This window comes from Microbulbifer agarilyticus (genome assembly GCF_001999945.1).
Lineage (GTDB): Bacteria > Pseudomonadota > Gammaproteobacteria > Pseudomonadales > Cellvibrionaceae > Microbulbifer > Microbulbifer agarilyticus_A.
In genome coordinates this window covers 1,108,953-1,134,039 of record NZ_CP019650.1, presented here as the reverse complement: position 1 = coordinate 1,134,039, position 25,087 = coordinate 1,108,953, and the positions used below count along the sequence as shown (strand labels likewise).

Here is a 25,087-nt window from a genome sequence, read left to right as displayed (position 1 = left end):
CGCTACTCCTCGATCATCCCTGCATCGACGCGCCGATCAAATTGCCAGAATGGAATGCCTGCGCGCTCCAGAAAACCCGACAGGGTCTCCAGCGGCAATCCCACCACATTGCTATAACTACCCTGAATAGACGCCACCAGCAGAGCGCCCTTGCCTTGAATACCGTAACCACCCGCCTTATCGCGAGGCTCGCCGGTATTCCAGTAGTCTTCGATCAGACGATCGCTCAATTCACGAAAGCGCACCCGGGTTTCGACCACAGCATTGAACGACTGATCCCCGTCGGTCAGACAAATGGCGGTGAGCACCGCGTGCTCAGCACCCGACATAAGGCCCATCATGCGGCGAAAGTCGGTGAAATCCCGCGGTTTTTCCAGCACCTCTTCTTGCACGATACCCAGGGTATCGGCACCCAGAGACCAGGCGGCGGCACCCGCTTCCACCTCCGATTGCGCGAGACCGGCCCGCGCCTTCTCCTGAGCCAGGCGCAGCACATATTCCCGCCCGGACTCCTCAGGGCGACGACATTCTTCTACTGAAGTGGCAGCAGAGAAAAACGGAACCCCTATCTGCGATAACAGCTCGGCGCGCCGGGGGGATCCCGAAGCGAGAAGCAGGCGCGGCACTGGGGTGGCTTGTCGAGTGTCTGGCTGTGGCACGGGCAACGCTTATGATTATGTATTTGCTGGACGAAATATCAGAACGCCTGATTATAGCGGCCACGCTCGAAAAATAACCGCCCCTTAAGGATACTTAACGCAAATTTCGGTCGAGTTTTTGTTCCGGGGCTCTGGTTCCGGGGCTCTGGTTTCAGGATATTGACTTCGGGACTCGGGACTCTGGTCTCAGGATTTCGGTCGCTGCTCGCGGCAGAGACAGAGTCAGAGCCAGAGGCCCCAAAACTATCGGACCCGCAGGCTAGAAGCGGTGCGGTGCAGCCAGGGGGTGATCACCGGCCACAGTACCGCCGTGGTCAGCGCCGGCCACAGGAAGGTCAATCCCGGCACCGACTTGCCCGCCAGACTGTGCACCCAGTTGCCCAGCAACTGATTGATCCCCACCAATACAAATACCCACATCAGCTGCTGCCCGGGGTTAAACGCGCGGGTGCGGCGATAGGTCAACAGGCTGAAATAGGCGAGCACCGCCAGAGAAAGGGCATGCGCCCCGAGGGTGGCCCCGGTCACCAGATCTTCCGCGAACCCCACCATCCAGGCAAAGCCCACCCCCAATTCCTGGGGCATGCGTGTAGTCCAGAAGATAACAACCAGCGCGCAGAATGCGGGCCGGAACCACAGCCAATCTGTGGGTAGCGGCATCACTGCCAGCAGTAGCGCAACCACCACGGTGAACAGGATAAACCAGCGATTGTGGGCATCCATCCGTTCAGTCCTGCCCCTCGTCAGTGGGCGTATTCAGTACCGCCAACACAAAACGACTGCGGTTCATGCGCCCACGAGGCTCCACATCCACCTCGGCAAAGGCACGCCCGGGGTCACGTTTGACCGAAATCACTTCACCCACTGGATAGCCCGCGGGAAAGCGCCCGCCGAGTCCAGAACTCAGCAGAAGATCACCCTCGCGGATATCACTGGTATTGGCCAGATGGCGCAACTTGAGCCGATACAGATCCCCGGTGCCCTCGGCCACCGCACGCACACTGTTGCGCAGCACCTGTACCGGCAGCGCATGGTTGGCATCGGTAATCAGCAGAACCCGACTGGAAAAATCCCCGGCCTCAATCACCTGCCCAAGCAGGCCGCTGGCATCCATGATCGCGGCACCCTGTACCACGCCATCGCTGCGGCCCTTGTCGATAATCAGCACGTGCTCGAGCGGATCCGGCGACACACCGATCACCTGCGCCACCAGTACTCGCTGGTTCACACTCTCGGCGGAGTTCATCAATTCTTTTAGCTGGGTGTTTTCCGCGCGGACCGCGGCGAGCAACTGGGCCTGCTGCTCCAGCAACATCACCTGATGCTTGAGACGGCTATTTTCATCCAGCAGCTCATCGCGGGTGCGCCACTGCTCGCCCGCCCAATCACCTACTCGGGAGGGAGTTCCGGTCAGCCAGTAAAAGGGAGCAGCCAAACTGGAAAGGCGCTCGCGCACCGGGTTTAGCCAGTCGGTGTAGAGGTTGATCAGGATCAGCGCCGTCGCCACCAGCCCCAGCACAAGTATGCGGGATTCCGGTGACGGGCCTCGGGTAAATAGCGGTTTAATGGGCGGCCCCCATCGACCTGTTCAGCAATAATGTTCTTATTGGTCTGTGCGCGTATCCGTACGCGGGTGATTCGGCGGCGCTCGGCCCGGGTATTCCGTCAGGAAGTCACCAAGACGCGACAAGCGCTCCATGAGCACCGCCGTCGCAGACCGGCCGAAACCAGCTGCGTGTCGGGATTAGCTGGAAACTCAACTCGAAACTAGGTACAGACGGCTCTTATCCATCATATCCAGCGCCTGGCCACCGCCACGGGCAACACAGGTCAACGGATCATCAGCGACAATGACCGGCAGACCGGACTCTTCCATCAGCAGGCGATCCAGGTCGCGCAACAGCGCACCACCACCAGTCAGCACCATGCCGCGCTCGGCGATATCGGAAGCCAATTCGGGGGGAGACTGTTCCAGCGCGCTTTTCACTGCCTGCACGATGCCGGTGAGCGGTTCTTGCAGGGCTTCCAGAATCTCGTCGCTATTTAGGGTGAAGCTACGCGGCACACCTTCTGCCAGATTGCGACCGCGCACGTCGATCTCACGCACTTCGCTGCCGGCATAGGCACAGCCAATTTCTTCTTTGATGCGCTCAGCGGTGGCATCACCAATCACGCTGCCGTAGTTGCGGCGCACATAGTTAACGATGGCCTCGTCAAAACGGTCGCCGCCAATGCGTACGGAATCGGAGTACACCACACCATTCAGCGAGATGATTGCGATCTCAGTGGTACCACCACCGATATCCACCACCATGGAACCACTGGCTTCTTCCACCTTCAGGCCGGCACCGATCGCCGCCGCCATAGGCTCTTCGATCAGCCAGACCTCACGGGCGCCGGCACCGAGGGCAGATTCGCGAATCGCGCGACGCTCAACTTCGGTGGACTGACAGGGCACGCACACCAGAACCCGCGGGCTCGGGCGCATCCAGCTGTTCTCATGCACTTTCTTGATAAAGTGCTGCAGCATCTTCTCGGTGACCTGGAAGTCTGCAATCACGCCGTCTTTCAGCGGGCGAATCGCAGTGATATTACCTGGGGTACGGCCCAGCATACGCTTGGCTTCCACGCCAACCGCTTCCACAATTTTGGTTCCGTTGTAGTGACGGATAGCAACAACAGACGGCTCGTCGAGGACTACGCCGCGATCGCGCACGTAGATAAGCGTGTTGGCAGTACCCAGGTCGATAGAGAGATCACTGGAGAACATGCCCCGCAAACGTTTAAACATGGAATTCGATTACCTTAATTCTTCTGTAGTACAACACCCGAGCGGGATCAGGTGCCGAGAGCGCAAACTAGTGTGAACAGCGCCCCCAGCTGGAGATGCGTCACAGGATAATTAGTCCACGCAAACAATTCTGTGTTCCGGACGGCGTTTTCGTCCGCTCTTCGACGAATAAGCCAGAGACAACGGTGACCTGGCCAGAATCGGCAAACTCTAACAATGGCGGGGGTTAAGGGCAAGGCTCAGCGCCCTCTGATTTATATCCATAAAGAGTTTCCCCGACAGGTATGGTAAATTTGCGCTCCTTCTATTCCCGCCAGCCCCGCGAATCCGGGCCTGGCCGCAAATTAGCCAATGAGAAGCTGGAGTCTCTATCCCCATGGCCGTGGACGCGCAAACCATTGAAAAGCTGGCCGAACTGGCCCGCATCGCCATTTCCGAAGAAACCATAGACGATGTCAGCAGCCGCCTGGGCGACGTATTGCAGCTGGTGGACCAGTTGCAGGCGGTCAATACCGACGGTGTTGAACCCATGGCCCATCCGCTGGATGAGGTTCAGGTCCTGCGCAAAGACGCCGTGACCGAGCCCAACCGCCGCGAAGCGTTCCTCGCCCTGGCACCCCAATCGGAAGCGGGCCTCTATCTGGTCCCTAAAGTCATCGACTGACCCAGGACCTGACCTGCCCGACCGCACAAGCACCGACTTGGGCCACCACAGAATAGACAAGAAACCGGATTTCCAATGCATCAGTTGACCATCGCCGAGATCATCCGCGGCCTGCGCGACAAACAATTCTCCAGCGTTGAACTCACCAGCCACTATCTGGAACGCATCCAGCAGCTCGACAGCCAGTTCAACAGTTTTATCACCGTCACCAGCGAGCAGGCACTGAATGAGGCCGCAACTGCCGACGCCCGCCTGGCGCAGGGCGATGCCCCGGCCCTGTGTGGTGTACCTGTGGCGCACAAGGACATTTTCTGCACCAACGGCGTACGCACCAGCTGTGGCTCGAAGATGCTGGACAACTTCGTACCGCCCTACGACGCCACCGTGATCGACAACTTCCAGCAGGCCGGCGCCATCAGTCTGGGCAAGACCAATATGGATGAGTTCGCCATGGGCTCCTCCAACGAAACCAGTTTTTACGGCGCGGTGAAAAACCCTTGGGATGTAGAGCGCATTCCCGGCGGCTCCTCCGGTGGTTCCGCCGCTGCGGTCGCGGCACTGCTGGCACCGGGCGCAACAGCTACCGACACCGGTGGCTCGATTCGCCAGCCAGCCGCCATGACCGGTACCACTGGCCTCAAACCGACCTATGGCCGGGTGTCACGCTGGGGCATGATTGCGTTCGCCTCCAGCCTGGACCAGGGCGGCCCGATCACGCGTACCGCGGAAGACGCCGCGCTGATGCTGTCGGTAATGGCAAGCCCCGATGCGAAAGACTCCACCTGCCTGGATCGCCCGGTGCAGGACTACACCGCGCAACTGAACGACTCCATCGCTGGCCTCAAGATCGGTGTACCAAGTGAATACTTCGGGGAAGGCCTCGATAGCGAAGTGGGCGCCCGCGTTCAGGACGCACTGAAGGAATACGAGAAACTCGGTGCCGAGCTGGTGGAAATCAGCCTGCCGCACAGCAAGCTGGCGGTGCCGGCTTATTACGTAATCGCACCGGCGGAAGCCTCCGCCAACCTGTCGCGCTTCGATGGCGTGCGCTACGGCTACCGCTGTGAAAACCCCGCGGATCTGCGCGATCTGTATATGCGCTCCCGTGGTGAAGGCTTCGGCGAAGAAGTGAAACGCCGCATTTTAGTCGGCAGCTACGCCCTGTCTGCCGGCTATTACGATGCTTACTACAACAAAGCCCAGCAGGTGCGCCGCCTGATCAAGCAGGACTTTGTCGACGCCTTCGATAAGGTCGATGTCATCATGGGTCCAACTGCACCCAACCCCGCATTCAAGCTGGGCGAGAAGAATGCCGACCCGGTGGCTATGTATCTGGAAGACATTTACACCATCGCCACCAACCTGGCCGGCCTGCCCGGCATGTCCATCCCCTGCGGTTTTGCCCACGGCCTGCCCGTCGGCCTGCAGATCATTGGCAACTACCTGGACGAAGCACGCATGTTGAATGTGGCGCACCAGTTCCAGCAAGCCAGTGACTGGCATCAACAAACCGCCCCGGCAGTAAAATAAGGAGACGCGACATGGAATGGGAAGTCGTAATCGGGCTGGAAGTGCATGTACAACTGGCCACCCAATCAAAAATTTTCTCCGGCGCCAGCACCGCATTTGGTGCCGATCCGAACACCCAGGCCTGCGCGGTAGACCTGGCCATGCCCGGCACTTTGCCGGTACCCAATGAAGAAGCCTTCCGCTTTGCAGTGATGTTTGGCCTGGCGATGAACGCGGAAATCGGCAAGCGCTCCGTTTTCGAGCGCAAAAACTATTTTTACCCGGACCTGCCCAAGGGCTACCAGACCACCCAGCTGGAACAACCGATCGTTGGCGAAGGCCAGGTCGAGATCCACCTGGAAGACGGCAGTAGCAAGACCGTGCGCCTGCACCACGCCCACCTGGAAGAAGATGCAGGTAAATCCCTGCACGATGCTGTTTTTGATACTGGCCACGGCATGTCTGGCATTGACCTGAACCGTGCCGGCACCCCGCTGATCGAGATTGTATCCGAGCCGGATATGCGCAGCGCCGCCGAGGCCGTGGCCTACCTGAAAAAGATCCACAGCATTGTGACTTACCTGGGCATTTCCGACGGCGACATGTCCCAGGGTTCGCTGCGCTGTGACGCCAACGTTTCCGTACGCCTCAAGGGCGAGGAAGAGCTGGGCACCCGTGCCGAGATCAAAAACCTGAATTCCTTCCGTTTTATCGAGAAGGCGATCAAGGTAGAAGCCCAGCGCCAGATCGATTTGATCGAAGACGGCGGCAAGGTGGTACAGGAAACCCGCCTGTACGATGCAGACAAGAACGAAACCCGCTCCATGCGTAGCAAGGAAGTGGCCAACGACTACCGCTACTTCCCCTGCCCGGACTTACTGCCGGTGGTACTGTCGGACGAATACGTGGAACAGGTGCGCGGCGATCTGCCGGAACTGCCAGACGCAAAGTGCGCACGCTTTGAAAAGGAATACGGCCTGTCTGCCTACGACGCAGACCAGCTGACTCAGGAGCGCCCCACTGCAAACTACTTTGAGCAGGTTGCGGCAAAAAGTGGCGAAGCCAAACTGGCGGCCAACTGGGTGATGGGTGAACTCGCGGCACTACTGAACCGCGAAGAAAAATCTATTGAACAGTCCCCGGTAAACGCCGAGCATTTGGCGGGCCTGATTGCGCGTATCAAGGACGGAACCATCTCCTCAAAAATCGCCAAGCAGGTGTTTGAGGCGATGGCCAATGGCGATGGTGACGCGGATGCCGTAATTGAAGCCAAAGGGCTGAAGCAGGTCTCCGACACCGGCGCCATCGAGAAGCTGGTGGACGATGTGATTGCCGCCTCCACTGCGCAGGTAGATAACTACCGCAACGCCGATCCGGATAAGCGCCCCAAGATGATGGGCTTCTTTGTGGGTCAGATCATGAAGGCGTCCAAAGGCCAGGCGAACCCGCAGATGATCAACAAGATCCTGAAAGAGAAACTGGACGCCCTACTCTGAGGTTGAGACTGGGACTGAGACCGGAGGCATTGGTGGTATCACCCCACCTCCGGTGGTGTCCAGACAAGAGCTACAACAGACCACGCAAGGAATTAATAAGTGAGCCTGAAAAAAGACAAACAAAAAGTTCTCGGTGAAGTGTTCGACGATGCACGTATCGCCGGCTTTCTCGAAGGTGAAGCCCCGGAAGGGTTTAACCGCGACTTCTACCTGCTGGAGCGCGCATATCGCGGCATGAAAGCAGAAAATTTTGAAACCTTCGTGCGCCTGTTCAAGGAACAGGGCCTCGACCTGAACAGCCAGAGCCCGGAAGGCCAGACCTTGCTGGCGCGCATTGGCGAGCACGAACAGGGTGCCGAGTACGGAGAAATCCTGAAGGCCGCGGGAGCGCAGTAACCCATGACTTCCAACCCGGCACATGGCGTACACGCACTGATCCGGGGGGCGCAGCTGCTTACCCGAAAAGAGCTGCGCCCGTTCATTATCATCCCTCTGCTCATCAATCTGGTGCTGTTTATCGCACTGGGCTTCGTGATGATCAGCCAGTTCGACGACCTCGGCCGCTACATCGGCAGCCTACTCACCGACACCCCGGTAGACACCTCCAACATGTCCTGGTGGCGCGCCATTCTCGCCACCGGCGCAGACTGGGCGGCAAGCGTATTCCAGTGGCTGGCTTGGTTAATCGCCATTGTTGTCGTGCTGCTGTTCTTCTTCGTATACGGCTACCTGTTCGGCATTATCACCAACATCATCGCCGCCCCGTTTAACGGCCTGCTGGCAGAGAAAGTCGAAGAACTGTTGACCGGCCACCCGCCGCCCCCGGAAGCCTTGCACAGCATGGTCTTCCGCACCCTCGGCCGGGAACTGCGCAAGCTGATGTACTTTATTGGCTGGGGTATCGTGATCTTTGTGATCGCCCTGCTCACCAGCTGGACCGTATTTATCCCTGCCCTGCTCGGCGCACTCTGGGGCGCCTGGTGTATGGCGATTCAGTATGTGGATTACCCGCTGGATAACCATCAGCGTTCTTTCAGCGAACTGAAAAGCGTGCTGATGCGCAAAAAATTCACCACCCTCGGTTTTGGCGGCAGTGTGATGCTGGCGAAGATGGTGCCGATCCTGAACATCTTTGTGATGCCGGCGGCGGTTGCCGGTGGAACGGCGTTGTGGGTGGAACGCATCTGGTCCGATGGCGATCCTGGCAAGGGACCAAACGGACGGAGCTTCCCAATCGATCCGGCACCGGCCACCGAGACAAAGAAATGGCCAAAAGGTATTGAGGGGCCGAAAAACGGCAAGTAAGCAGGCATAAAAAACGCGGGTATTTCCCGCGTTTTTTTATACACAACGAACCGCTGAAGGATCAGCGGCGAGAGCGACCGCCGCCACCGCGACGCCCACCACGATGACCGCCACGGTCATTGCGATCGCCACCACTACTGCGCTTCACTTCCACCTTAGGCGGCGCAACCAGCAGCTCTTCCGGCGGTACTTCGCACTTCAGTTTGCTGCCGAGCAAAGTCTCGATTGGCTCCAGACGCATCGCATCGTCTTCACAGGCGAAGCTGATGGAGGTGCCCTTCTTGCCCGCACGTCCGGTACGGCCGATACGGTGTACGTAATCTTCCGGCTCTTCCGGCAGGGTGTAATTCACTACGTGGCTGATACCATCGATGTGAATACCACGGCCCGCGACGTCAGTAGCCACCAGCACTTTGGATTTGCCGGTTTTGAAATCTTCCAGGGTACGCACACGCTTGTTCTGCGCCACTTCACCAGAGAGCAGCCCAGCCTTGATGCCATGGGCAAGCAGGTGGTCGTGCAGACGGCGGCACTGGTCGCGGCGGTTAGCGAACACAATCAGGCTGTCCACATCATCCTGCTGCACGATGTTGTACAACAGTGGGTATTTTTCATCACTTGAAACCAGATACACATGCTGGGTAACGGTATCGGTCGCCACGCGCTCCGGCTCGATTTCCACAATGGTCGGCTCGGTGGTCCACTGCTCTACCAGATCGTCCACCTCGGGGGTGAAGGTGGCAGAGAAGAACATGGTCTGACGATGGGTCTTGCGCGGCGTCTGACGCACAATACGGCGCACGTCGGGGATAAAGCCCATATCCAGCATGCGATCCGCTTCGTCGATCACCAGGATTTCAGTCTGATCGAGGTAACAGTCGCGCTTGTTGACGAAATCCAGCAGACGGCCCGGCGTTGCCACCAAAATATCCACCAGGCGTTCGTTCAGCGCCCGCTGCTGCTTCTCATAATCCATCCCGCCAACCAAGGTATGGATTTCCAGATCGGTGTATTTACACAGGTTCTTGGCATCGTCGGCGATTTGCATCACCAGTTCGCGGGTCGGCGCAATAATCAGCGCGCGAGCTTCACCGGCGTAGCGCTCACCATCGAACGGGTGCTTGAGCAGGTCATCGATTACGGTAATCAGGAAGGCGGCGGTTTTACCGGTACCGGTCTGCGCCTTGCCTACCAGGTCGTGACCATTCAGCGTGTGCGGGAGAGACTGGCCCTGAATCGGGGAAGCGTACTGAAAGCCAAGGTCCGCAATGGCGTGCATTACCGGCAGTGGCAGGTCCAGATCGTGGAAGCGCACCTTGCCTTCCTGCTCAGGCACTTGGAACTCGTCCAGTGTCCAGGGCTTCTGTGGGGCCTTTGTGCGAGTATCCTTGCGGCCATCTGTACGCTGGTCACGGCGACGGTTGCGCTGACGCCCGCGGGAGCGGCCATCCTTTCCGGAAGTGGACTTGCCCTCCGCAGAACGCTTTTCGGCACCCGGGCCAGCCTTCGGGCCTTTAGCCTGCGGCTTGGATGCATTTTCAGATTTGTCGGAGGAACGACGGAAAAACTTGCCTATCAAAAGATTGCTCGCTCAATTGCACCGGCACAGCCGCAAACCGACTGATTCAGGTAGCTTCTGTGACCATATGGCCACAGAAACGGGTTAAATAATCGGCGAGTATATCATCTATATGTGACCGGCGCGGGAAGCGGCGTGTAAGCGCCGCAAATCTTGCGCCCGGCCACTGGTGCGACTTAATCCCTCAGCAGGCCGCGGCGCCGGGCGATCCAGTAGTCGAGGCTCACAAAGCGCCCGCCACCGGTAAACAGCAGCGCCAGCAGCATGATGAAGTAAGTGGCCGCAAACTCGATACCGTTTTTGAGCACGGTAAAGTTTCCAGCCTCGGTCAGCCATTCGTAGTGCCCGTACTCTTTGAGTAACTCAACCGCTTTATCCTTGCGCACCACGGCTTCCGCAATCAGATCCTTGCGCCATTCCCAGGGCATAGTGAGCGTTTGCTCCGGCAGCGCGTGCCAGCCGTATTGCCAATGGGCCGCTACCGCGGCGACCACCATGGTGAACATCAGCGGGATCGCAGCAAGGCGCACGCCCAAACCAAGCACCAGTGCGATGCCACCAAAAAACTCGGTGAGCGCGGCCAACCAGGCCAACAGCATGGGCGCGGGTAGTCCCAGCCCCCAGTCCGGGTTTCCGAACCAGGCCGCAACATCACCAATACCCATCAACTTGTTCCAACCGGCGAGAATAAAGATCGGTCCGAGGAACAGCCGCAAGGCTAGTGGCCCCAAGCCATCCAGCGGCCGCAAAAAGCGCAAAAATCCCTCATAGAATCGATTGAACCCACTGTGCGCCCCATCCATAATCCGCTCCCGTTTTGGTGTATTGCGACTGAATCCGTTTGATCCAACCTGTTCAGTAGTCGCTGAAAGCTTGAAATGCTTACACTTCAGCCGCCAATCTGGTCCCGAACAGTTTAGTCCCCACTCATTAACCGAGCAGATCTCGCCGTACACGCATGTTTCGCATCTATAAACGCGCCACAGTCACCGAGCTACGCCACCTCACCAATCTTGGTGGGCCGCTGGTCGTAAGCAACCTCGCGGTGGTTAGCATGGGGGTTACCGACACCATCGTCGCTGGACGCTCGGGGGAAGTGGACCTGGCTGGTCTCGCGCTGGGTTCGAGTATCTGGGCCGTATGTGCTGTGACCCTGATCGGCATGCTGGCGGCAGTGTCACCGGTAGTGGCCAACCTGCGCGGCGCCCGCGATGAACAGGGTTGCGCGCGGCAGATGAGCCAGTCGGTGTGGATTGCGCTGGTGGGTGGCTTGCTGGTGGCCGGCGCTCTGCTGGCCGCACCGCTGTGGAGCCAGTGGATCCAGACCGAGGAACCGGTGCGCAAAATCATGGTGCAGTACCTGCTGGCGCTGGCCACCGGAGTCCTGCCCTTTGCCTTTGGCAGTGCACTGCGCGGTTACTGTGAAGGGATGGCACAAGTGCGCCCGGTAATGCGTATTTACCTGGCCGCGGCGGTGCTCAACGTGCCGCTGGATATCCTGTTTGTGTTTGGCTGGGGCCCAATACCCGCCATGGGCGGCGCCGGCTGTGGCTGGGCCACCAGCCTGGTGTGCTGGGCAATTGCCATCGCACTTTACTGGCATGCGGGCAACGACTCCGCTTACCGGGCGTTGAAGCTGCGTTTATTGCCGGAGCGGCCACACTGGCCGACCCTGAAGCACCTGCTGGCGGTCGGCATGCCGATCTGTGTTGGCGCCGCCGGCGAAGTAACCTTCTTTGCCAGCCTTACCCTGCTGCTCGCCTCCTACGGCGCCACCATCGTATCGGCACACCAGATTGGTATGAGCATTGGTTCCGTTTTTTACTTGGTGGCACTGGCACTGGCACAGGCAGTCAGTATCCGCACAGCCCAGGTTTTGGGCCAGCAGCGGCCAAAGCGCGCGCGCTTTGTCAGTATGGTGGGCGTCGGCAGCGGCCTGATCTATGCACTGGGCACCGGCGTGGTACTCATCAGCCTGCGCAATTTGTTGGTACTCGCTTACACAAGCAACGCCGAAATCATTGCGGTGGCCACCAACTTGCTGCTGCTCGCGGCCGCCTTCCAGCTGGTGGACGTTGCCCAGGCCATGGCCTGGGGTGCTCTGCGTGGCTACAAGGACACCCGGGTGCCAATGTATATACAGCTGTTTTCCTACTGGTTGATTGGCCTACCCTCCGCCTACTGGCTGGGCGAGCAGTTCTGGGGGGTATACGGCTACTGGGTAGGAATCTGTATCGGCCTCGGCACAGCATCGCTACTGCTGCTCTGGCGACTCCAGCGCACCAGCAACAAGGCCCTACCCTCCGCACGCGCCGTCCCCGCCTAATTTCCTGGCCGACCTGCGCGCTGACCGGCCAGAATCGCAGAATCGCCAAGTGCCGCGCAATTCGCCGGGAACCGATTGGCTATACTCGCGCTCTCAGTTTCCAGACATCCGAATCATCGCGCGCGGCCAAATCGCTTTGGCCAGCACGGGATTTCCAGTAAAACGGAGCTTTTCATGCGTCATCGCGCTCTGCGCCCCTCCCTCCTGCTTGCCCTGTATTGCCTGGCGGCACCCTCACTGGCACTGGACGAATCAACCCAAAGCGACAAGGCTCCAAAGCCCGAGCCATCTGCCCAGCAAACCGCTCCAGCAGAACCGTCACTCGACACAAATGCGCTGCAGGAAGGCGCACAGCGCAACACGGGCGACCAGCCGGAAAAGCCAATCCCCAAGGCGAAGAGCGTCGAGCTCGACAAGCCCGTAAGCGAAAGTGAACTGGTTGCGCCACCCGCGACCGATGAAGAGCCCGCCCCCACACTAGAAACCGCCCAGCCCGAAGCTCCCGCGGAGACACCGACAGTCGAGGAACAAGAGCCCATCGGTCGCCCGCTACAGTTGCTGGGCGCCGAAGTGCCGCCAGCCACGACTACGCGCCTGGCCTGGTCACCTCGCCAGCATTTCGAAGGTGTCTACAGTGCCACCCCGGTACTGGTAGTAAATGGCGCGGAAACGGGACCCACCCTGTGTTTGTTTGCCGCCATTCACGGCGACGAATTGAACGGCATCGAAACCGTGCGCAGGGTAATGTACAACCTGGATACAGAGACCTTGAAGGGCGCGGTCATCGGTGTGCCGATCGTAAACCTGCAAGGGTTTCACCGCAGCTCCCGCTATCTGACCGACCGCCGCGATCTGAATCGCCACTTCCCCGGAGACAATCGCGGCTCCTCGGCCTCGCGTATCGCGCGCTCCTTTTTTGATGAGGTAGTGGTGCACTGTAACGCCATCGTCGACCTGCATACCGGGTCGTTTTACCGCACTAACTTGCCCCAGTTGCGCGGCGACCTGAAGGATCCCAAAGTCGTTAAGTTGACCAAAGGTTTTGGCTCCACCGTGGTACTGCACAGCGATGGTGCCAAGGGCACCTTGCGTCGGGCCGCAGTGGAAGCTGGTATTCCCACGGTCACCCTGGAAGCCGGCGCCCCCATGGTGCTGGATGAGTTGTCGGTCAGTCACAGCGTGAAAGGTATTCGCACCCTGCTCAACCAGCTTGGCATGATGAGTAAATTCAGTCTCTGGGGTGACCCGGAGCCGGTGTATTACAACTCCACCTGGCAGCGTGCGACTACCGGCGGCATTATTTTCAGCAACGTAAAACTTGGCTCCACCGTGCGCAAAGGCGACCTGCTCGGCACTGTCACCAACCCGATCACCAACGTGCGCAAAGAAATTCGCTCCCAGTACAACGGGCGCATTCTTGGCATGGCTATGAATCAGGTGGTGCAACCGGGCTTTGCCGCGTACCACATTGGTATTCAGGCACCGGAAGAACAGATTTCCGCACCACAGGAAGTGACAGTAAAAGCTGAACCTGCACCCGCCGCACCTGAAACGACTACCAGCGAGCCGCCGCAGCAAGACACGGGAGCAACCGTGGAACAGCCCGCACAAAGCACTGAAACCGAACCATCCGGCGACCCGGAAGAGCAAAGCGAAGAGGATGAGTGAGGAGAGCGGGCAAACAGGCTCACTGAGGTCAACTCGCCGCAACAAGTGGATACGTATTTCCCTGCAGGGTAACGATTCAGTATGGCGGCGAGCCACTCACCCGATCGATCACCGGCGTAGGATCAAGATTTAACGGCTCGGGCTGCAACGTGATGTGGTGAATACCAAATCGCTGATTCAAGGTGTTGCGCAGCCGCTCGAGCACCCGTGGCCAGGCCACCAAATCATCGACGATGATATGTGCAGACAGCAAAATCGTGCTGCTGTCGAAACGCCATATATGCAGGTCGTGCACCGACCGCACTCCCTCCTCCAGCGCCATGGCTTCCGCCACTATCGGCAGACTCAATTCACGGGGTACGCGCGCCATCAACACATCCACCGCATCCCTGATTAAACGCACACTGGCGATCAGGATCAGGATGCAGATCAACATGGACAGCAACGGGTCGATCGGCGTCCAGCCGGTGAAATAAATCACCCCTCCGGCCACCAGCGCTGCCACCGAGCCCAGCAAATCGCCCATTACATGCAGTAACGCACCGCGAATATTCAGGGTCTGCTCGCCTCGGTGCAGCACCCAGGCCACGGCAACATTTACCAGCAGGCCAATCGCCGCGATCAGCATCACCACCCCGCCGGCAACCGGCTGCGGGTTTTGCAGGCGATCAAATGCGGCAATAGAAATGCCCACTACTATCAACAGCATCAGTAGCGCATTGACCATCGCCGCGAGCACTTCCGCACGCCCCCAACCAAATGACATCACCCGGCTTGCAGGTTTGCGCGCAATCAATGCCGCCACCGCGCCGAGGGCGAGAGAAAAGGAATCGGTAATCATATGCCCGGCATCGCCCAGCAAAGCGAGAGAACCGGAAAGCCAACCGCCGATGGCCTCAACGATGGCGAACAAAAAGGTGATAACAAGCCCCCAGACAAGGGGCTTCAAGCGGCCGCTACCATGATGGTGGTGGGCATGATCGTGCATGCGTGATGTCCTAGCCGGTTTCCTTACTGGCCACTCCCCTCCGCGATAGACGGAGGGAAAAAACTGATGTGACTACGTACGCCCGAGCGTAATACGTTCCCGCCCGGCATAGTCCAGCCGGGTTTCCACATCCTTGTATCCGTACTCGGAAAAAATATTGCGCACAGCCTTGCCTTGCTCCCAGCCGTGCTCCACCAACAGCAGACCACTCTCGGAGAGGTGACCGGCTGCCTGCGCCGCTATCTTGCGAATATCGGCAAGTCCCTTTTCATCCGCCACCAGCGCAGACACCGGCTCAAAGCGCACATCCCCTTGGCGCAAATGCGGGTCCTGAGTATCGATATAGGGAGGATTGCTGACGATAACATCAAAGGTGGCACCACCCAGGGCAGAAAACCAGTCGCTCTGTAGAATTTGTACGTTACCGAAGCCCTGCACCGCTCGGTTTTCCTCGGCCAAGGCGACTGCCGCCGGCATGGTGTCCACGGCGGTAATTTGCCAGTGCTTTTTTTCACTCGCCAGGGCCAGGGCAATGGCACCGGTGCCGGTGCCAAGGTCGAGCAGCCGCACAGTATCCTGGGGGCAGAGGGCCAGTACAGTTTCGACAAGTACTTCCGTATCCGGGCGGGGAATCAGTGTGGAGCGATTCACCTTGAGAGGTAGCGACCAGAATTCGCGGCTACCGGTAAGGTGGGCTACCGGCTCGCCGGCAATACGCCGCTTGAGCAGCTGCTCAAAGTCCGCTTGCTGGTCGTCGTTTAGCTGATGCTCTGGCCAGGTATATAGCCAGGCGCGCGATTTACCCAACAGATGGCATAACAGCACCTCGAGATCCAATCGCGGGCTATCACTTTCGGTCAGTTCTATCGCGCGCTGCAGGTTTTCCTTAACCGTTGCCATACCGATTAATTCTGTCCCAACGCCGCCAGCTGATCCGCCTGATATTCGGTGCGCAACGGACCAATAACCTCGTCCACCGCACCCTGCATCACTTCATCCAGCTTGTACAAAGTCAGGCTAATACGGTGATCGGTGACACGTCCCTGCGGGAAGTTATAGGTGCGAATACGCTCGGAGCGGTCACCGCTGCCTACCAGGTTGCGGCGCGCATCGGAGATTTCCTGGGCAGCGGCAGATTCTTGGGCGCTGTTGAGCTTTGCCTGCAGCAACGCCATCGCCTTGGCCTTGTTTTTATGCTGGGAGCGCTCATCCTGACACTCCACCACAATACCGGTAGGGATATGGGTAAGGCGCACCGCTGAATCCGTCTTGTTCACGTGCTGGCCACCGGCACCGGAGGCGCGGTAGGTATCCACACGCAGGTCCGCTTTATTAATTTCGATCGCGTCGCGCTCGTCGGGCTCCGGCATCACCGCCACGGTACACGCGGAAGTGTGAATACGCCCCTGGGATTCGGTTTCCGGCACTCGCTGCACGCGGTGCGCACCGGATTCAAATTTCAGCTTTGCGTACACATCTTCACCCGCGACGCGGGTAATAATTTCCTTGTAGCCGCCGTGTTCACCGGCGTTTTCGCTGATGATTTCAATGCGCCAGCCCTGCTTCTCCGCATAGCGGGAATACATACGGAACAGGTCGCCGGAGAATATCGCCGCTTCGTCACCACCGGTACCGGCGCGAATTTCCAGATAAACGTTTTTGCGATCGTTGGGGTCGCGAGGTAGCAGCAACGTCTGCAGCTCTTTTTCCAACGGCTCCAGTTGTGCTTCCGCTTCGCGCAGTTCTTCCTGGGCCATCTCGCGCATTTCTGCGTCGTTCTCATCCAGCATTTCGCGCGCGCCGGCCATATCGTCCAGCAGGATCTTGTAGCGGCCATAACAGCTGACCACTTCTTCGAGCTCGGAATACTCGCGCGAAAGGTCGCGGAATTTATCCTGGTCACTAATGATTTCCGCATCGCCCAACAGGGCAGATACTTCTTCGTGACGCTCCACCAGATTGTCGAGTTTGCTTTGTACCGAAGCTTTCATTACTTGAGTTTCTTCTTGTCCTGCTTGTCCGCGGAACCCTCGGTTCCTGCGGACGCGTCCGAACCCGCGTCATCCGGGCTTAACCCGATGATCTGTCGGGCCAGACGCAATCGTTCCAGATCACCCTCCGCAGTGGCCTGTCGCAAGGCCACAGTAGGAGCGTGAATCAGTTTATTGGTTAATGTGCGTGCGAGCTGCTCCAGCAATTGCTCCGGCTCACTGCCCGCACGCAATTGAATCAGCGCTTTTTCCAGTTCATCTTTGCTGATCGCCTGGGCCTGTTGGCGGTAACTGCGAATGGAGTCCACGGCGCGCAGACTGCGGTGCTCGCGCATAAATGCCGAGGCAGCTACATTTACAATCTCATCCGCCGCCTGGGCGGCCTGCTCCCGCAGGCGTTTGCCCTCGTCAATCACACCGCGCAAGTCATCCACGGTATAGAGGTAGATATCGTCGAGTTCACCGACTTGCGGCTCAATATCCCGCGGTACCGCAATGTCGACCATGAAAACGGGGCGATGGCGACGCTCTTTCAACGCAGTTTCCACCGCACCTTTGCCGAGAATCGGCAACTGACTGGCGGTAGAGCTGATAACAATGTCTGCACGGGGCAAATGCTCGGGAATATCTGCCAGCAAAATCGCTTCAGCACCAAAGTCTTCCGCCAGAGACTGGGCTCGCTTCAAAGTCCGGTTGGCCACGATCAACCGCTTGACGCCTTTATCAAGCAAATGGCGGGCCACCAGCTCGATCGTCTCACCGGCGCCGATCAACAGAGCGGTCTGTTCAGCCAGGTCGGTAAAGATGCGCGAAGCGAGCGACACCGCAGCAAAGGCAACGGATACCGGGTTTTCACCAATGGCGGTCTCGGTACGCACCTTCTTGGCCACCGAGAACACCTGTTGAAAGACATTATGTAACGTGGGACCCACACTGCCGGATTCACGGGCCACCGCGTAGGCAGACTTGATTTGCCCGAGGATCTGCGGCTCACCCAGCACCAGGGAATCCAGTCCGCAGGCCACCCGCATCATATGCCGTACGGCGGCTTCATCCGTAAACTGGTAGTAACAGCTGGTCAGCTCCTCCAGAGTGACCGAGTGGTACTCGGCAATCCAGGCCAAAACGGCTTCCGAAGCCACTTCACCGTAGATTTCGGTGCGGTTGCAGGTAGAAAGAATGGCCAATTCCGGGCACTCAAGGGCAATTCGCGCCTCTGCCAGGGCACTGGGCATCACTTCGGGGGCAAAGGCCACCCGCTCGCGCACGGCGACCGGCGCGCTGTCATGATTGATTCCCAGGGCAAGGATTGGCATAGATTCTCGTCACTACTTCCACGCGCCAACGCAACAAGCGAGCGCGGTGCAAAAATGGCCGCATATTGTCCGGGCCCGCCGCGGCTGGTGCAAGCGGAATCCGGCGACGCACAAAATCTTCCTAGTTTAAATAGATGCTGACTTTGTCACCGGACCCGGCCTGCTGGCAACGGGGGGCAAATTCAGAACTAGAATTATACGGCGATAACCCGGAAAAATACGCCAATAGGCGCCTCGTTAGCCAAATTGCCACGGTTTCCAGCGTATCTGGCCAAATACCCCAGTGCGCGCCCCGCTTACCAAGCGAGGCCTGGACCGACACCCTGAGCAACACGCGATTCATGAGGCGCGAACGTACGGACACGTTTCTATGCAGCTGCTCCTTCCCTTTTTGCTCGCCTGCCGCCAACCCCACAAGGCCCTCGAAACCGCCCTGGCTTACAGCCAGCCGGCGAACCTCAGGCGCCACCTGCGCGGGGCCGCCATGGCCTCCTCACTTGCCATTCTCTGTGCGTGCGCACAGCAACCACAGGTTGCAAACGAGGAACAGGGCGACTGGCGCGACCAGTGGGAGACCGAAGCAGTCAGCGAAGCCGGCACTCAGACTCCCGCACAAGACAGCGGAGAGGACGGCGCATCCGAGCCCGCAGAGACCTCTGCAACTGCCGATGCGTCCGACCAGCCAGACACGGCCGCGACCACAGCGGATGCAAAAGCCAAACCCTTCCCCATCGAAACGCTTTATACGCTGCTCGTCGCCGAGATTGCGGGCAATAGAGAGCAATACGATTTGGCCCTGGCAAACTACTACTTTCAGGCCGAGCGCACCAAGGACGCGGGCGTTGCTGCCCGCGCTACTCGCATAGCCCGCTATCTCAATGCGCGCCGCGCCGCGCTGCGCTCGGCGCAATTGTGGGTAAAACTGGCACCAGACAGTGCCGACGCACAATTGGCGGCAACCGCCGAACTAACCCTTGCCGGCAAGCTGGATGAGGCCCTGCACCATGCGGAACTGGCACTGGCGCTCGGCGGTAACGCGCCATTGCAGTCGGTGGCCGCTACCGCAGTTGATAACGAAGAGCTCGCGGCAAAAGTATTGCCAGAGTTCGAGCGCCTCCATCTAAAATACCCAGGGAATTCTGAAGTCTCGCTAGCCTATGCCATGCTATTACGCGCAAACAAGCGCTCTCAGGAGGCCTTGAAAATTACGCGTCAGGTGCAGGAACGCGACCCATCAAACCTGGATGCGCCACTGCTTGAGTCTCACGCCCTGATCGACATGGGCCGAGAAAATGAGGCCCGCCGCCTGCTGGAAAACCTGGTAGAACTTTACCCCAAAGAGAGCCGACTGCGCCTGCAATACGCCCGACTTCTTATTCGCCAGGATCTGGATCTGGCGCAACAACAGTTTGCCGAGCTGGTAAAGCAGCGCCCCAACGATGGCAACCTCATCCTCTCCCTGGCACTTATTCACTACGAAACTAAGCAATTCGATAAGGCCGCACCGCTGCTCAACAAGCTGCTCAAGCTGGAGGATCACGAATCCATCGCACACTTTTACCTGGGCGGCATTGCCGAGCAAACAGACAACCCACAGCAAGCGGTGATTCACTACCGCCTAGTGCGCCCAGGCAGTGACTATGTGCAGGCCATCACCCGCGGTACGAGCCTGCTCGCCAAGCTCGGGGAAACCGAAGAAGTGCACAAATGGTTCTCTGAACTGCGCCAGCGCCACTCGACCCAGCAGGAGCAGTTTTATTTAATGCAGACCGACCTGCTAACAAAAAATGGGTATTTGGAAGAAGCGCAGACCCTGTTGGCTGACGCGATAAAAGAAAACGAGGACAGCAATCGCCTGATTTATGCACACGCTATGGCCAGCGAACAGTTAGGCGATGTGGAAAACTTTGAACAGGGTTTACGCAAGCTATTGTCCCGCGACCCGGATAATGCGAACCTGCTAAACACATTGGGTTACAAACTGCTTTCTTACGATGACCGCGTCGAAGAAGCGATGGTGCTTATTTCCAAGGCCATTGAACTCAGCCCGGATGATCCTGCAATCATCGACAGTATGGGCTGGGCGCATTACCGCCTTGGCAACTACACCGAAGCAGTCACCTACTTGCAAAAAGCATTGAGCTTGCTGCAAGACCATGAAATTGCCGCGCACCTTGGAGAAGCCCTTTGGGCCCTCGGCGAACACCAACAGGCCATGCAGGTGTGGGAGCAAGGATTGCAGCAAAACCCGGAAAGTAAACTTATTCCAGAAGCCATGCAGCGGCTTCAGGATCAACAAAGACTGGAACAGCATGTTACGGAAAGCTGACGTTCTCTCTTTCACCTCATATGAAGCAACCGCACACCGCGCCCTGAAAGTACTGGGCGCAGCTTTGCTATTCACGCTCGCCGCGTGTAGCGCGCAGAAACCACAACCGCAGCAAACACCCTCTCACAGCACCCAGCAACAGTCGGCGGCGGCGCTTCAGCGCTGGGAGGTCAAAGGAAAACTGGGCGTGCGCTCACCGAGAGAAAACGGCAGCGCAAATCTGGTTTGGCAACAAGCCAACACCAATTACCGTATTCACCTGAGCGGGCCTCTCGGTGCCGGGTCCACCACCATCACCGGTGCGCCCAACGGTGTCAGCCTGCAGAAAGGCAGCGACCCCGCCGTGTTTGCATCCAATCCTGCGCAACTCACCGAGCAAATCATGGGCTGGCCGCTGCCGGTCTCCGAAATGTTTTACTGGGTGCGTGGTCTGGCGGCACCTGGTGCAGTAAGTGGTCAGCAGAAGAATGCCGAAGGACTACTGCAAAGCCTGCAACAGGCCGGCTGGCAATTGAACTTTAGCGATTATCAGGTAGTGGGCCCCTACAAGCTGCCAAGCCGTATCAAAGCGGCCAGCTCAAATCCCGCCGGCCCGGTGAGCGTTACCGTCGTGGTCAAGGAGTGGATTCCGAAGTAATCACAGGTACCCCCCTAATTCCCTGCCAAAAAAACTGGCGGCTGGTAAACTGGCCGCTGGTTTCTACATTCCCTCCAGCGAAATGAATACGCCTCCCCTCACTCTTACCGCACCCGCAAAACTGAACTTGATGCTGCGTATCCTTGGGCGCCGCGAAGACGGCTATCACGAGCTACAGACGGTATTTCAATTGCTGGATGTCGGTGACACCCTGAGCTTTACCCCCACGAATGATCGACAAATCCATCTTCATTGTCCCGGCGTCGACGTTCCCCCGGAGCAAAATCTGATTGTGCGCGCTTCCCGGTTACTGCAAGAGGCAGCACTGCAGCAGAACATTAGCCGGCAAAACATCGGGGTGAAGATATCGGTCGACAAGGTACTTCCGGCCGGCGGCGGCATTGGCGGAGGCAGTAGCGATGCCGCCACCACCCTGCTGGCCCTGAATCACCTGTGGCAGTGTGAACTGGACCTGGACGCTCTGGCGGAACTGGGCCGGCAACTGGGCGCAGATATTCCCGTCTTCGTGCGTGGCGCTTCCGCATTTGCCGAAGGTGTTGGCGAAAAGCTCACCCCGGTATCCATCGAGCCCCGCTGGTACGTCGTGCTCAAACCTGCCTGCCATGTCAGCACCGCAGCGCTTTTTTCCAATCCGCGTTTGACAAGAGATTCCGCCGCAATTACATTAGCGGCCCTTCGCGACAGGCAGCTGAATAGCGACTGGCTAACCCAATATGCCGGCAACGATTTTCAGCCGCTCGTTGAAGACCTCTACCCTGAGGTGCGCGAAGCCAGAGAGTGGCTTGCGCAATATGCAGACGCATTTTTGACCGGAACTGGCGCTTGTGTTTTTGCCGGATTTGAGTCGGAAGCGACTGCACGACAAGTGCTTGAAGCACGACCAGATGGGTGGGAAGGTTTTGTTGCCAAAGGTGCAGATGAATCACTCACACACCGGCAACTCGCGAATTTTGCAGCAACTGTCTAAATTGACTAACTGCAACTTTGCTGGGGTGTAGCCAAGCGGTAAGGCAGCGGGTTTTGATCCCGTCATGCGAAGGTTCGAATCCTTCCACCCCAGCCATTTCCTTATTTATAGGTATCCCTACCACCTTGGGGTACAGACGGAGCCTCCGGCCCAGCCGGAAAAACTGGCAACCCAGCCACAACACGACACTTGCACAACGGTCGCCCAATGAATTGGCAATACAACACCCTGCAAGCAGTTCCCGCTCCGTATTCCGCCTAATTTTTACTACTATCTTCTATCCCGACGAAAAAGGTACTCGCAGTGGCTGACTTAATGGTCTTCACCGGCAACGCAAACCCGGAACTGGCACAAAAGGTTGTTGAGCATATGGCGATACCCCTCGGGGAAGCAGTGGTTAAGCGCTTCTCCGATGGCGAAATTGCTGTGGAGATTACCGATAACGTGCGCGGCCGCGACGTTTTCGTCGTTCAGTCCACCTGCCAGCCGACCAACCGCAACATCATGGAACTGATCCTGCTGGTTGACGCACTGCGCCGCGCTTCTGCCGGCCGTATTACCGCGGTAGTCCCCTACTTTGGTTACGCCCGCCAGGATCGCCGTGTTCGCTCCCAGCGTGTGCCGATTTCCGCCAAGGTTGTAGCCGACATGATGGTGAGCGTGGGCATCGACCGCGTGCTGACCGTTGACCTGCACGCAGAGCAGATCCAGGGCTTCTTCGATGTGCCAGTGGATAACGTTTACGGCTCCTCCGTGCTGCTCGACGATATCGAGCGCCAGAAATACGAAGACCTGGTGGTTGTTTCCCCGGATATCGGCGGTGTTGTGCGCGCGCGTGCGGTAGCGAAAAGCCTCGACTGCGAACTGGCGATCATCGACAAACGTCGCCCCGCAGCCAACGTGGCGGAAGTGATGAACATCATCGGTGAAGTCAGCGGCCGCACCTGCCTACTGGTGGACGATATGGTCGACACCGCCGGCACTCTGTGTAACGCCGCCAAAGCCCTGAAAGACCACGGCGCCAAGAAGGTTGTTGCCTACTGTACCCACCCGGTTCTGTCCGGCAAGGCCATCGACAACCTGAACAACTCGGTAATGGATGAACTGGTAGTCACCGACTCCATCCCACTGGGCGACAAAATGGAGAAAGCCCCCAAGATCCGCCAGCTCACCCTGTCCGCCATGCTGGCCGAATCCATGCGCCGCATCAGCAACGAAGAATCACTGTCGGCGATGTTTAGATCTTAAGGGTTGCCCCTAAGAGTTCCGGCCCTACCTAAGGGCTCCGCTCTTACAGCACCTATTAAGAGCCGGCCCTGGCTCCCCCGCGATCTTCTCCCCATAAGCGCTGGCATTCGCCGGCGCTTACACTTAGAATACGCGCCCGCCCGGCACTGCCGGGCGTTTACTATTGGGCGTTTCAATAGCTTACGCCTGACTTATAGCAACGCCAGAAGGTTCCGGTCGCAGGTCCTTCTGGACAGACAACCTGAGGTTTACCCCATGTCTGATTTCAAACTGAATGCCAGCCTCCGCTCCGACGAAGGGAAAGGTGCGAGCCGCCGCCTGCGTCGCCTGGAAGCAAAAGTACCGGCCATCATCTACGGTGGCAAAGCTGAGCCGCAGTCCGTATCCCTGCTGCAGAAAGACCTGTTCAAGGCTCTGGAAAGCGAATCTTTCTTCTCTTCCGTTGTTACCCTGAGTGTTGACGGCAAAGATGAGACCGTAATCCTGCGCGACCTGCAGCGTCACCCGGCCAAAGCCATCCTGCTGCACGCTGACTTCCAGCGCGTTTCTGCCAACACCAAGGTAAACGTAAAAGTACCTCTGCACTTCCTGAACGAAGAGTCCTGTGCAGGCGTTAAAGCTGGCGGCATCGTGTCTCACACCCTGAATGAGCTGGACATCACTGCACCGGCTTCCAAGCTGCCCGAGTTCATCGAAGTAGACCTGGCGGACCTGGAACTGGACGACACCATCCACATTTCCGACATCAAACTGCCTGCTGGCGTTGAGTCTGTGGATCTGGCCCACGGTGAATCCCACGATCTGGTTGTTGCCTCTGTACACAAGCCACGCGGCGCTGTTGAAGCCGACGCTGAAGCTGCAGAAGGCGAAGAGTCCGGCGAAGAATAAGCCGACTCTCCAAGTCGACTTCTTCTCAGGATCAGCACCTTGAGTAAGGCTCCGGACACGCCCATCCAGTTGATTGTGGGCCTGGGTAATCCAGGCCCGGAATACGACCGGACGCGACACAACGCCGGGGCCGACTTTGTCTCCGAGCTGGCCCGTATTCACGGCACCCAACTCGCGCCAGACAGCAAGTATCACGGCCACTCTGGCCGTGTGCGGATCGGCGGGCAGGATATCCGCCTGCTGATTCCCACCACCTATATGAATCGCAGTGGCCAAGCAGTGGGCCCACTGGCGAACTTCTTCAAGATTCCCGCCGAAGCTATTCTGGTCGCTCACGACGAGCTGGACCTGCCCTGCGGCACCGCGCGCCTGAAAAAAGGTGGCGGCCACGGAGGCCACAATGGCTTGCGCGATATCATCGCGGCACTGGGAAACAATCGTGAATTCATGCGCCTGCGTCTCGGTATTGACCACCCGGGTAACGCCCGCGATGTAGCCAAGTACGTTTTGCAGCGCGCGCCCCGCACCGAACAGGACCAGCTGGCGGAAGCCATCGACCGCGCGGTGGACGCACTACCCACCGCCGCTACTGGCGACTGGAACGGGGCCATGAAAACACTGCATACCAACTCCAAGTAGCGGCATTTCGCTGCGAAACACATTCAACGAAAGGCGGCACGCGCAGACGTACCGACCACACCAACA

The 25,087-nt window shown here is 58.4% G+C and carries 23 protein-coding genes and 1 tRNA gene; 14 read left to right on the top strand and 10 right to left on the bottom strand.

Going from position 1 to position 25,087, the window contains the following annotated elements:
- Nucleotides 1-2: 2 nt before the first annotated feature.
- From Mag101_RS04620 to Mag101_RS04605, 4 genes are all read right to left on the bottom strand, one after another.
- Complete coding sequence (locus tag Mag101_RS04620; RefSeq protein WP_232325134.1) at nucleotides 3-659, bottom strand: Maf family protein; 657 nt, start codon at nucleotides 657-659, stop codon at nucleotides 3-5.
- A gap of 243 nt (nucleotides 660-902) precedes the next feature.
- Nucleotides 903-1,382 (bottom strand): rod shape-determining protein MreD, encoded by a 480-nt coding sequence (gene mreD, locus Mag101_RS04615; protein ID WP_077401455.1) that lies wholly within the window; start codon nucleotides 1,380-1,382, stop codon nucleotides 903-905.
- 4 nt (nucleotides 1,383-1,386) lie between these two features.
- Entirely contained in the window at nucleotides 1,387-2,178 is a 792-nt protein-coding gene (gene mreC, locus Mag101_RS04610; protein ID WP_232325133.1) for a rod shape-determining protein MreC, read from the bottom strand.
- Nucleotides 2,179-2,415: 237 nt separating this feature from the next.
- Nucleotides 2,416-3,450, bottom strand: a complete 1,035-nt coding sequence (locus Mag101_RS04605; RefSeq protein ID WP_010132216.1) for a rod shape-determining protein — start codon at nucleotides 3,448-3,450, stop codon at nucleotides 2,416-2,418.
- A 376-nt stretch (nucleotides 3,451-3,826) separates the two neighbouring features.
- Between Mag101_RS04605 and gatC the strand changes: the two genes are divergently transcribed.
- From gatC to cysZ, 5 genes are all read left to right on the top strand, one after another.
- Nucleotides 3,827-4,114: an Asp-tRNA(Asn)/Glu-tRNA(Gln) amidotransferase subunit GatC gene (gatC, locus tag Mag101_RS04600; RefSeq protein WP_077401449.1), complete on the top strand. Its 288-nt coding sequence runs from the start codon at nucleotides 3,827-3,829 to the stop codon at nucleotides 4,112-4,114.
- A gap of 75 nt (nucleotides 4,115-4,189) precedes the next feature.
- Nucleotides 4,190-5,644: an Asp-tRNA(Asn)/Glu-tRNA(Gln) amidotransferase subunit GatA gene (gene gatA / locus Mag101_RS04595; protein WP_077401446.1), complete on the top strand. Its 1,455-nt coding sequence runs from the start codon at nucleotides 4,190-4,192 to the stop codon at nucleotides 5,642-5,644.
- Nucleotides 5,645-5,655: 11 nt separating this feature from the next.
- A complete protein-coding gene (gene gatB / locus Mag101_RS04590; RefSeq protein ID WP_077401443.1) occupies nucleotides 5,656-7,119 on the top strand; it encodes an Asp-tRNA(Asn)/Glu-tRNA(Gln) amidotransferase subunit GatB in 1,464 nt (487 codons plus the stop codon).
- Between the two features lie 99 nt (nucleotides 7,120-7,218).
- Entirely contained in the window at nucleotides 7,219-7,515 is a 297-nt protein-coding gene (locus Mag101_RS04585) for a PA4642 family protein (RefSeq protein ID WP_077401440.1), read from the top strand.
- A gap of 3 nt (nucleotides 7,516-7,518) precedes the next feature.
- A complete protein-coding gene (gene cysZ, locus Mag101_RS04580) occupies nucleotides 7,519-8,424 on the top strand; it encodes a sulfate transporter CysZ (protein ID WP_077401437.1) in 906 nt (301 codons plus the stop codon).
- Nucleotides 8,425-8,485: 61 nt separating this feature from the next.
- Here the strand turns inward: cysZ and rhlB are convergent, their stop codons facing one another.
- Nucleotides 8,486-10,003, bottom strand: a complete 1,518-nt coding sequence (rhlB, locus tag Mag101_RS04575; RefSeq protein WP_077401434.1) for an ATP-dependent RNA helicase RhlB — start codon at nucleotides 10,001-10,003, stop codon at nucleotides 8,486-8,488.
- Nucleotides 10,004-10,179: 176 nt separating this feature from the next.
- The gene (locus Mag101_RS04570; RefSeq protein WP_157520163.1) at nucleotides 10,180-10,806 is read right to left on the bottom strand and encodes a DoxX family protein; all 627 of its coding nucleotides are present in this window, start codon (nucleotides 10,804-10,806) and stop codon (nucleotides 10,180-10,182) included.
- Between the two features lie 155 nt (nucleotides 10,807-10,961).
- Between Mag101_RS04570 and Mag101_RS04565 the strand changes: the two genes are divergently transcribed.
- Together Mag101_RS04565 and Mag101_RS04560 are read left to right on the top strand one after the other, a co-directional pair.
- A complete protein-coding gene (locus Mag101_RS04565; RefSeq protein WP_077401431.1) occupies nucleotides 10,962-12,329 on the top strand; it encodes an MATE family efflux transporter in 1,368 nt (455 codons plus the stop codon).
- Between the two features lie 174 nt (nucleotides 12,330-12,503).
- Nucleotides 12,504-13,997 (top strand): succinylglutamate desuccinylase/aspartoacylase family protein, encoded by a 1,494-nt coding sequence (locus Mag101_RS04560; protein ID WP_077401428.1) that lies wholly within the window; start codon nucleotides 12,504-12,506, stop codon nucleotides 13,995-13,997.
- A 76-nt stretch (nucleotides 13,998-14,073) separates the two neighbouring features.
- On the opposite strand, the gene Mag101_RS04555 is transcribed toward Mag101_RS04560, so the two are convergent.
- From Mag101_RS04555 to hemA, 4 genes are all read right to left on the bottom strand, one after another.
- Nucleotides 14,074-14,985, bottom strand: a complete 912-nt coding sequence (locus Mag101_RS04555) for a cation diffusion facilitator family transporter (protein ID WP_077401424.1) — start codon at nucleotides 14,983-14,985, stop codon at nucleotides 14,074-14,076.
- Nucleotides 14,986-15,057: 72 nt separating this feature from the next.
- On the bottom strand, nucleotides 15,058-15,885 hold the full coding sequence (prmC, locus tag Mag101_RS04550) for a peptide chain release factor N(5)-glutamine methyltransferase (protein ID WP_077401422.1): 828 nt from the start codon (nucleotides 15,883-15,885) through the stop codon (nucleotides 15,058-15,060).
- 5 nt (nucleotides 15,886-15,890) lie between these two features.
- On the bottom strand, nucleotides 15,891-16,976 hold the full coding sequence (gene prfA, locus Mag101_RS04545; protein ID WP_077401419.1) for a peptide chain release factor 1: 1,086 nt from the start codon (nucleotides 16,974-16,976) through the stop codon (nucleotides 15,891-15,893).
- On the bottom strand, nucleotides 16,976-18,292 hold the full coding sequence (hemA, locus tag Mag101_RS04540) for a glutamyl-tRNA reductase (protein ID WP_077401416.1): 1,317 nt from the start codon (nucleotides 18,290-18,292) through the stop codon (nucleotides 16,976-16,978). The genes prfA and hemA overlap by 1 nt, the downstream gene beginning before the upstream one ends.
- A gap of 370 nt (nucleotides 18,293-18,662) precedes the next feature.
- Here hemA and Mag101_RS04535 point away from each other — a divergent pair, with 370 nt between their 5' ends.
- The 7 genes from Mag101_RS04535 (at nucleotide 18,663) to pth (ending at nucleotide 25,021) form a co-directional block, all read left to right on the top strand.
- Nucleotides 18,663-20,621 (top strand): tetratricopeptide repeat protein, encoded by a 1,959-nt coding sequence (locus tag Mag101_RS04535; protein ID WP_077401413.1) that lies wholly within the window; start codon nucleotides 18,663-18,665, stop codon nucleotides 20,619-20,621.
- Nucleotides 20,605-21,258 carry a lipoprotein insertase outer membrane protein LolB gene (gene lolB, locus Mag101_RS04530; protein ID WP_077401411.1) on the top strand — a complete coding sequence of 218 codons (654 nt, stop codon included), beginning with the start codon at nucleotides 20,605-20,607 and terminating at the stop codon, nucleotides 21,256-21,258. The genes Mag101_RS04535 and lolB overlap by 17 nt, the downstream gene beginning before the upstream one ends.
- 82 nt (nucleotides 21,259-21,340) lie before the next feature.
- Nucleotides 21,341-22,246: a 4-(cytidine 5'-diphospho)-2-C-methyl-D-erythritol kinase gene (gene ispE / locus Mag101_RS04525; RefSeq protein WP_077401408.1), complete on the top strand. Its 906-nt coding sequence runs from the start codon at nucleotides 21,341-21,343 to the stop codon at nucleotides 22,244-22,246.
- A gap of 21 nt (nucleotides 22,247-22,267) precedes the next feature.
- Nucleotides 22,268-22,342 (top strand) — tRNA-Gln (locus tag Mag101_RS04520).
- A gap of 219 nt (nucleotides 22,343-22,561) precedes the next feature.
- Nucleotides 22,562-23,494 carry a ribose-phosphate pyrophosphokinase gene (locus tag Mag101_RS04515; RefSeq protein WP_077401404.1) on the top strand — a complete coding sequence of 311 codons (933 nt, stop codon included), beginning with the start codon at nucleotides 22,562-22,564 and terminating at the stop codon, nucleotides 23,492-23,494.
- Between the two features lie 255 nt (nucleotides 23,495-23,749).
- Nucleotides 23,750-24,382 carry a 50S ribosomal protein L25/general stress protein Ctc gene (locus Mag101_RS04510; RefSeq protein WP_077401401.1) on the top strand — a complete coding sequence of 211 codons (633 nt, stop codon included), beginning with the start codon at nucleotides 23,750-23,752 and terminating at the stop codon, nucleotides 24,380-24,382.
- A 39-nt stretch (nucleotides 24,383-24,421) separates the two neighbouring features.
- Nucleotides 24,422-25,021 carry an aminoacyl-tRNA hydrolase gene (gene pth, locus Mag101_RS04505; RefSeq protein ID WP_077401398.1) on the top strand — a complete coding sequence of 200 codons (600 nt, stop codon included), beginning with the start codon at nucleotides 24,422-24,424 and terminating at the stop codon, nucleotides 25,019-25,021.
- Nucleotides 25,022-25,087 lie beyond the last annotated feature (66 nt).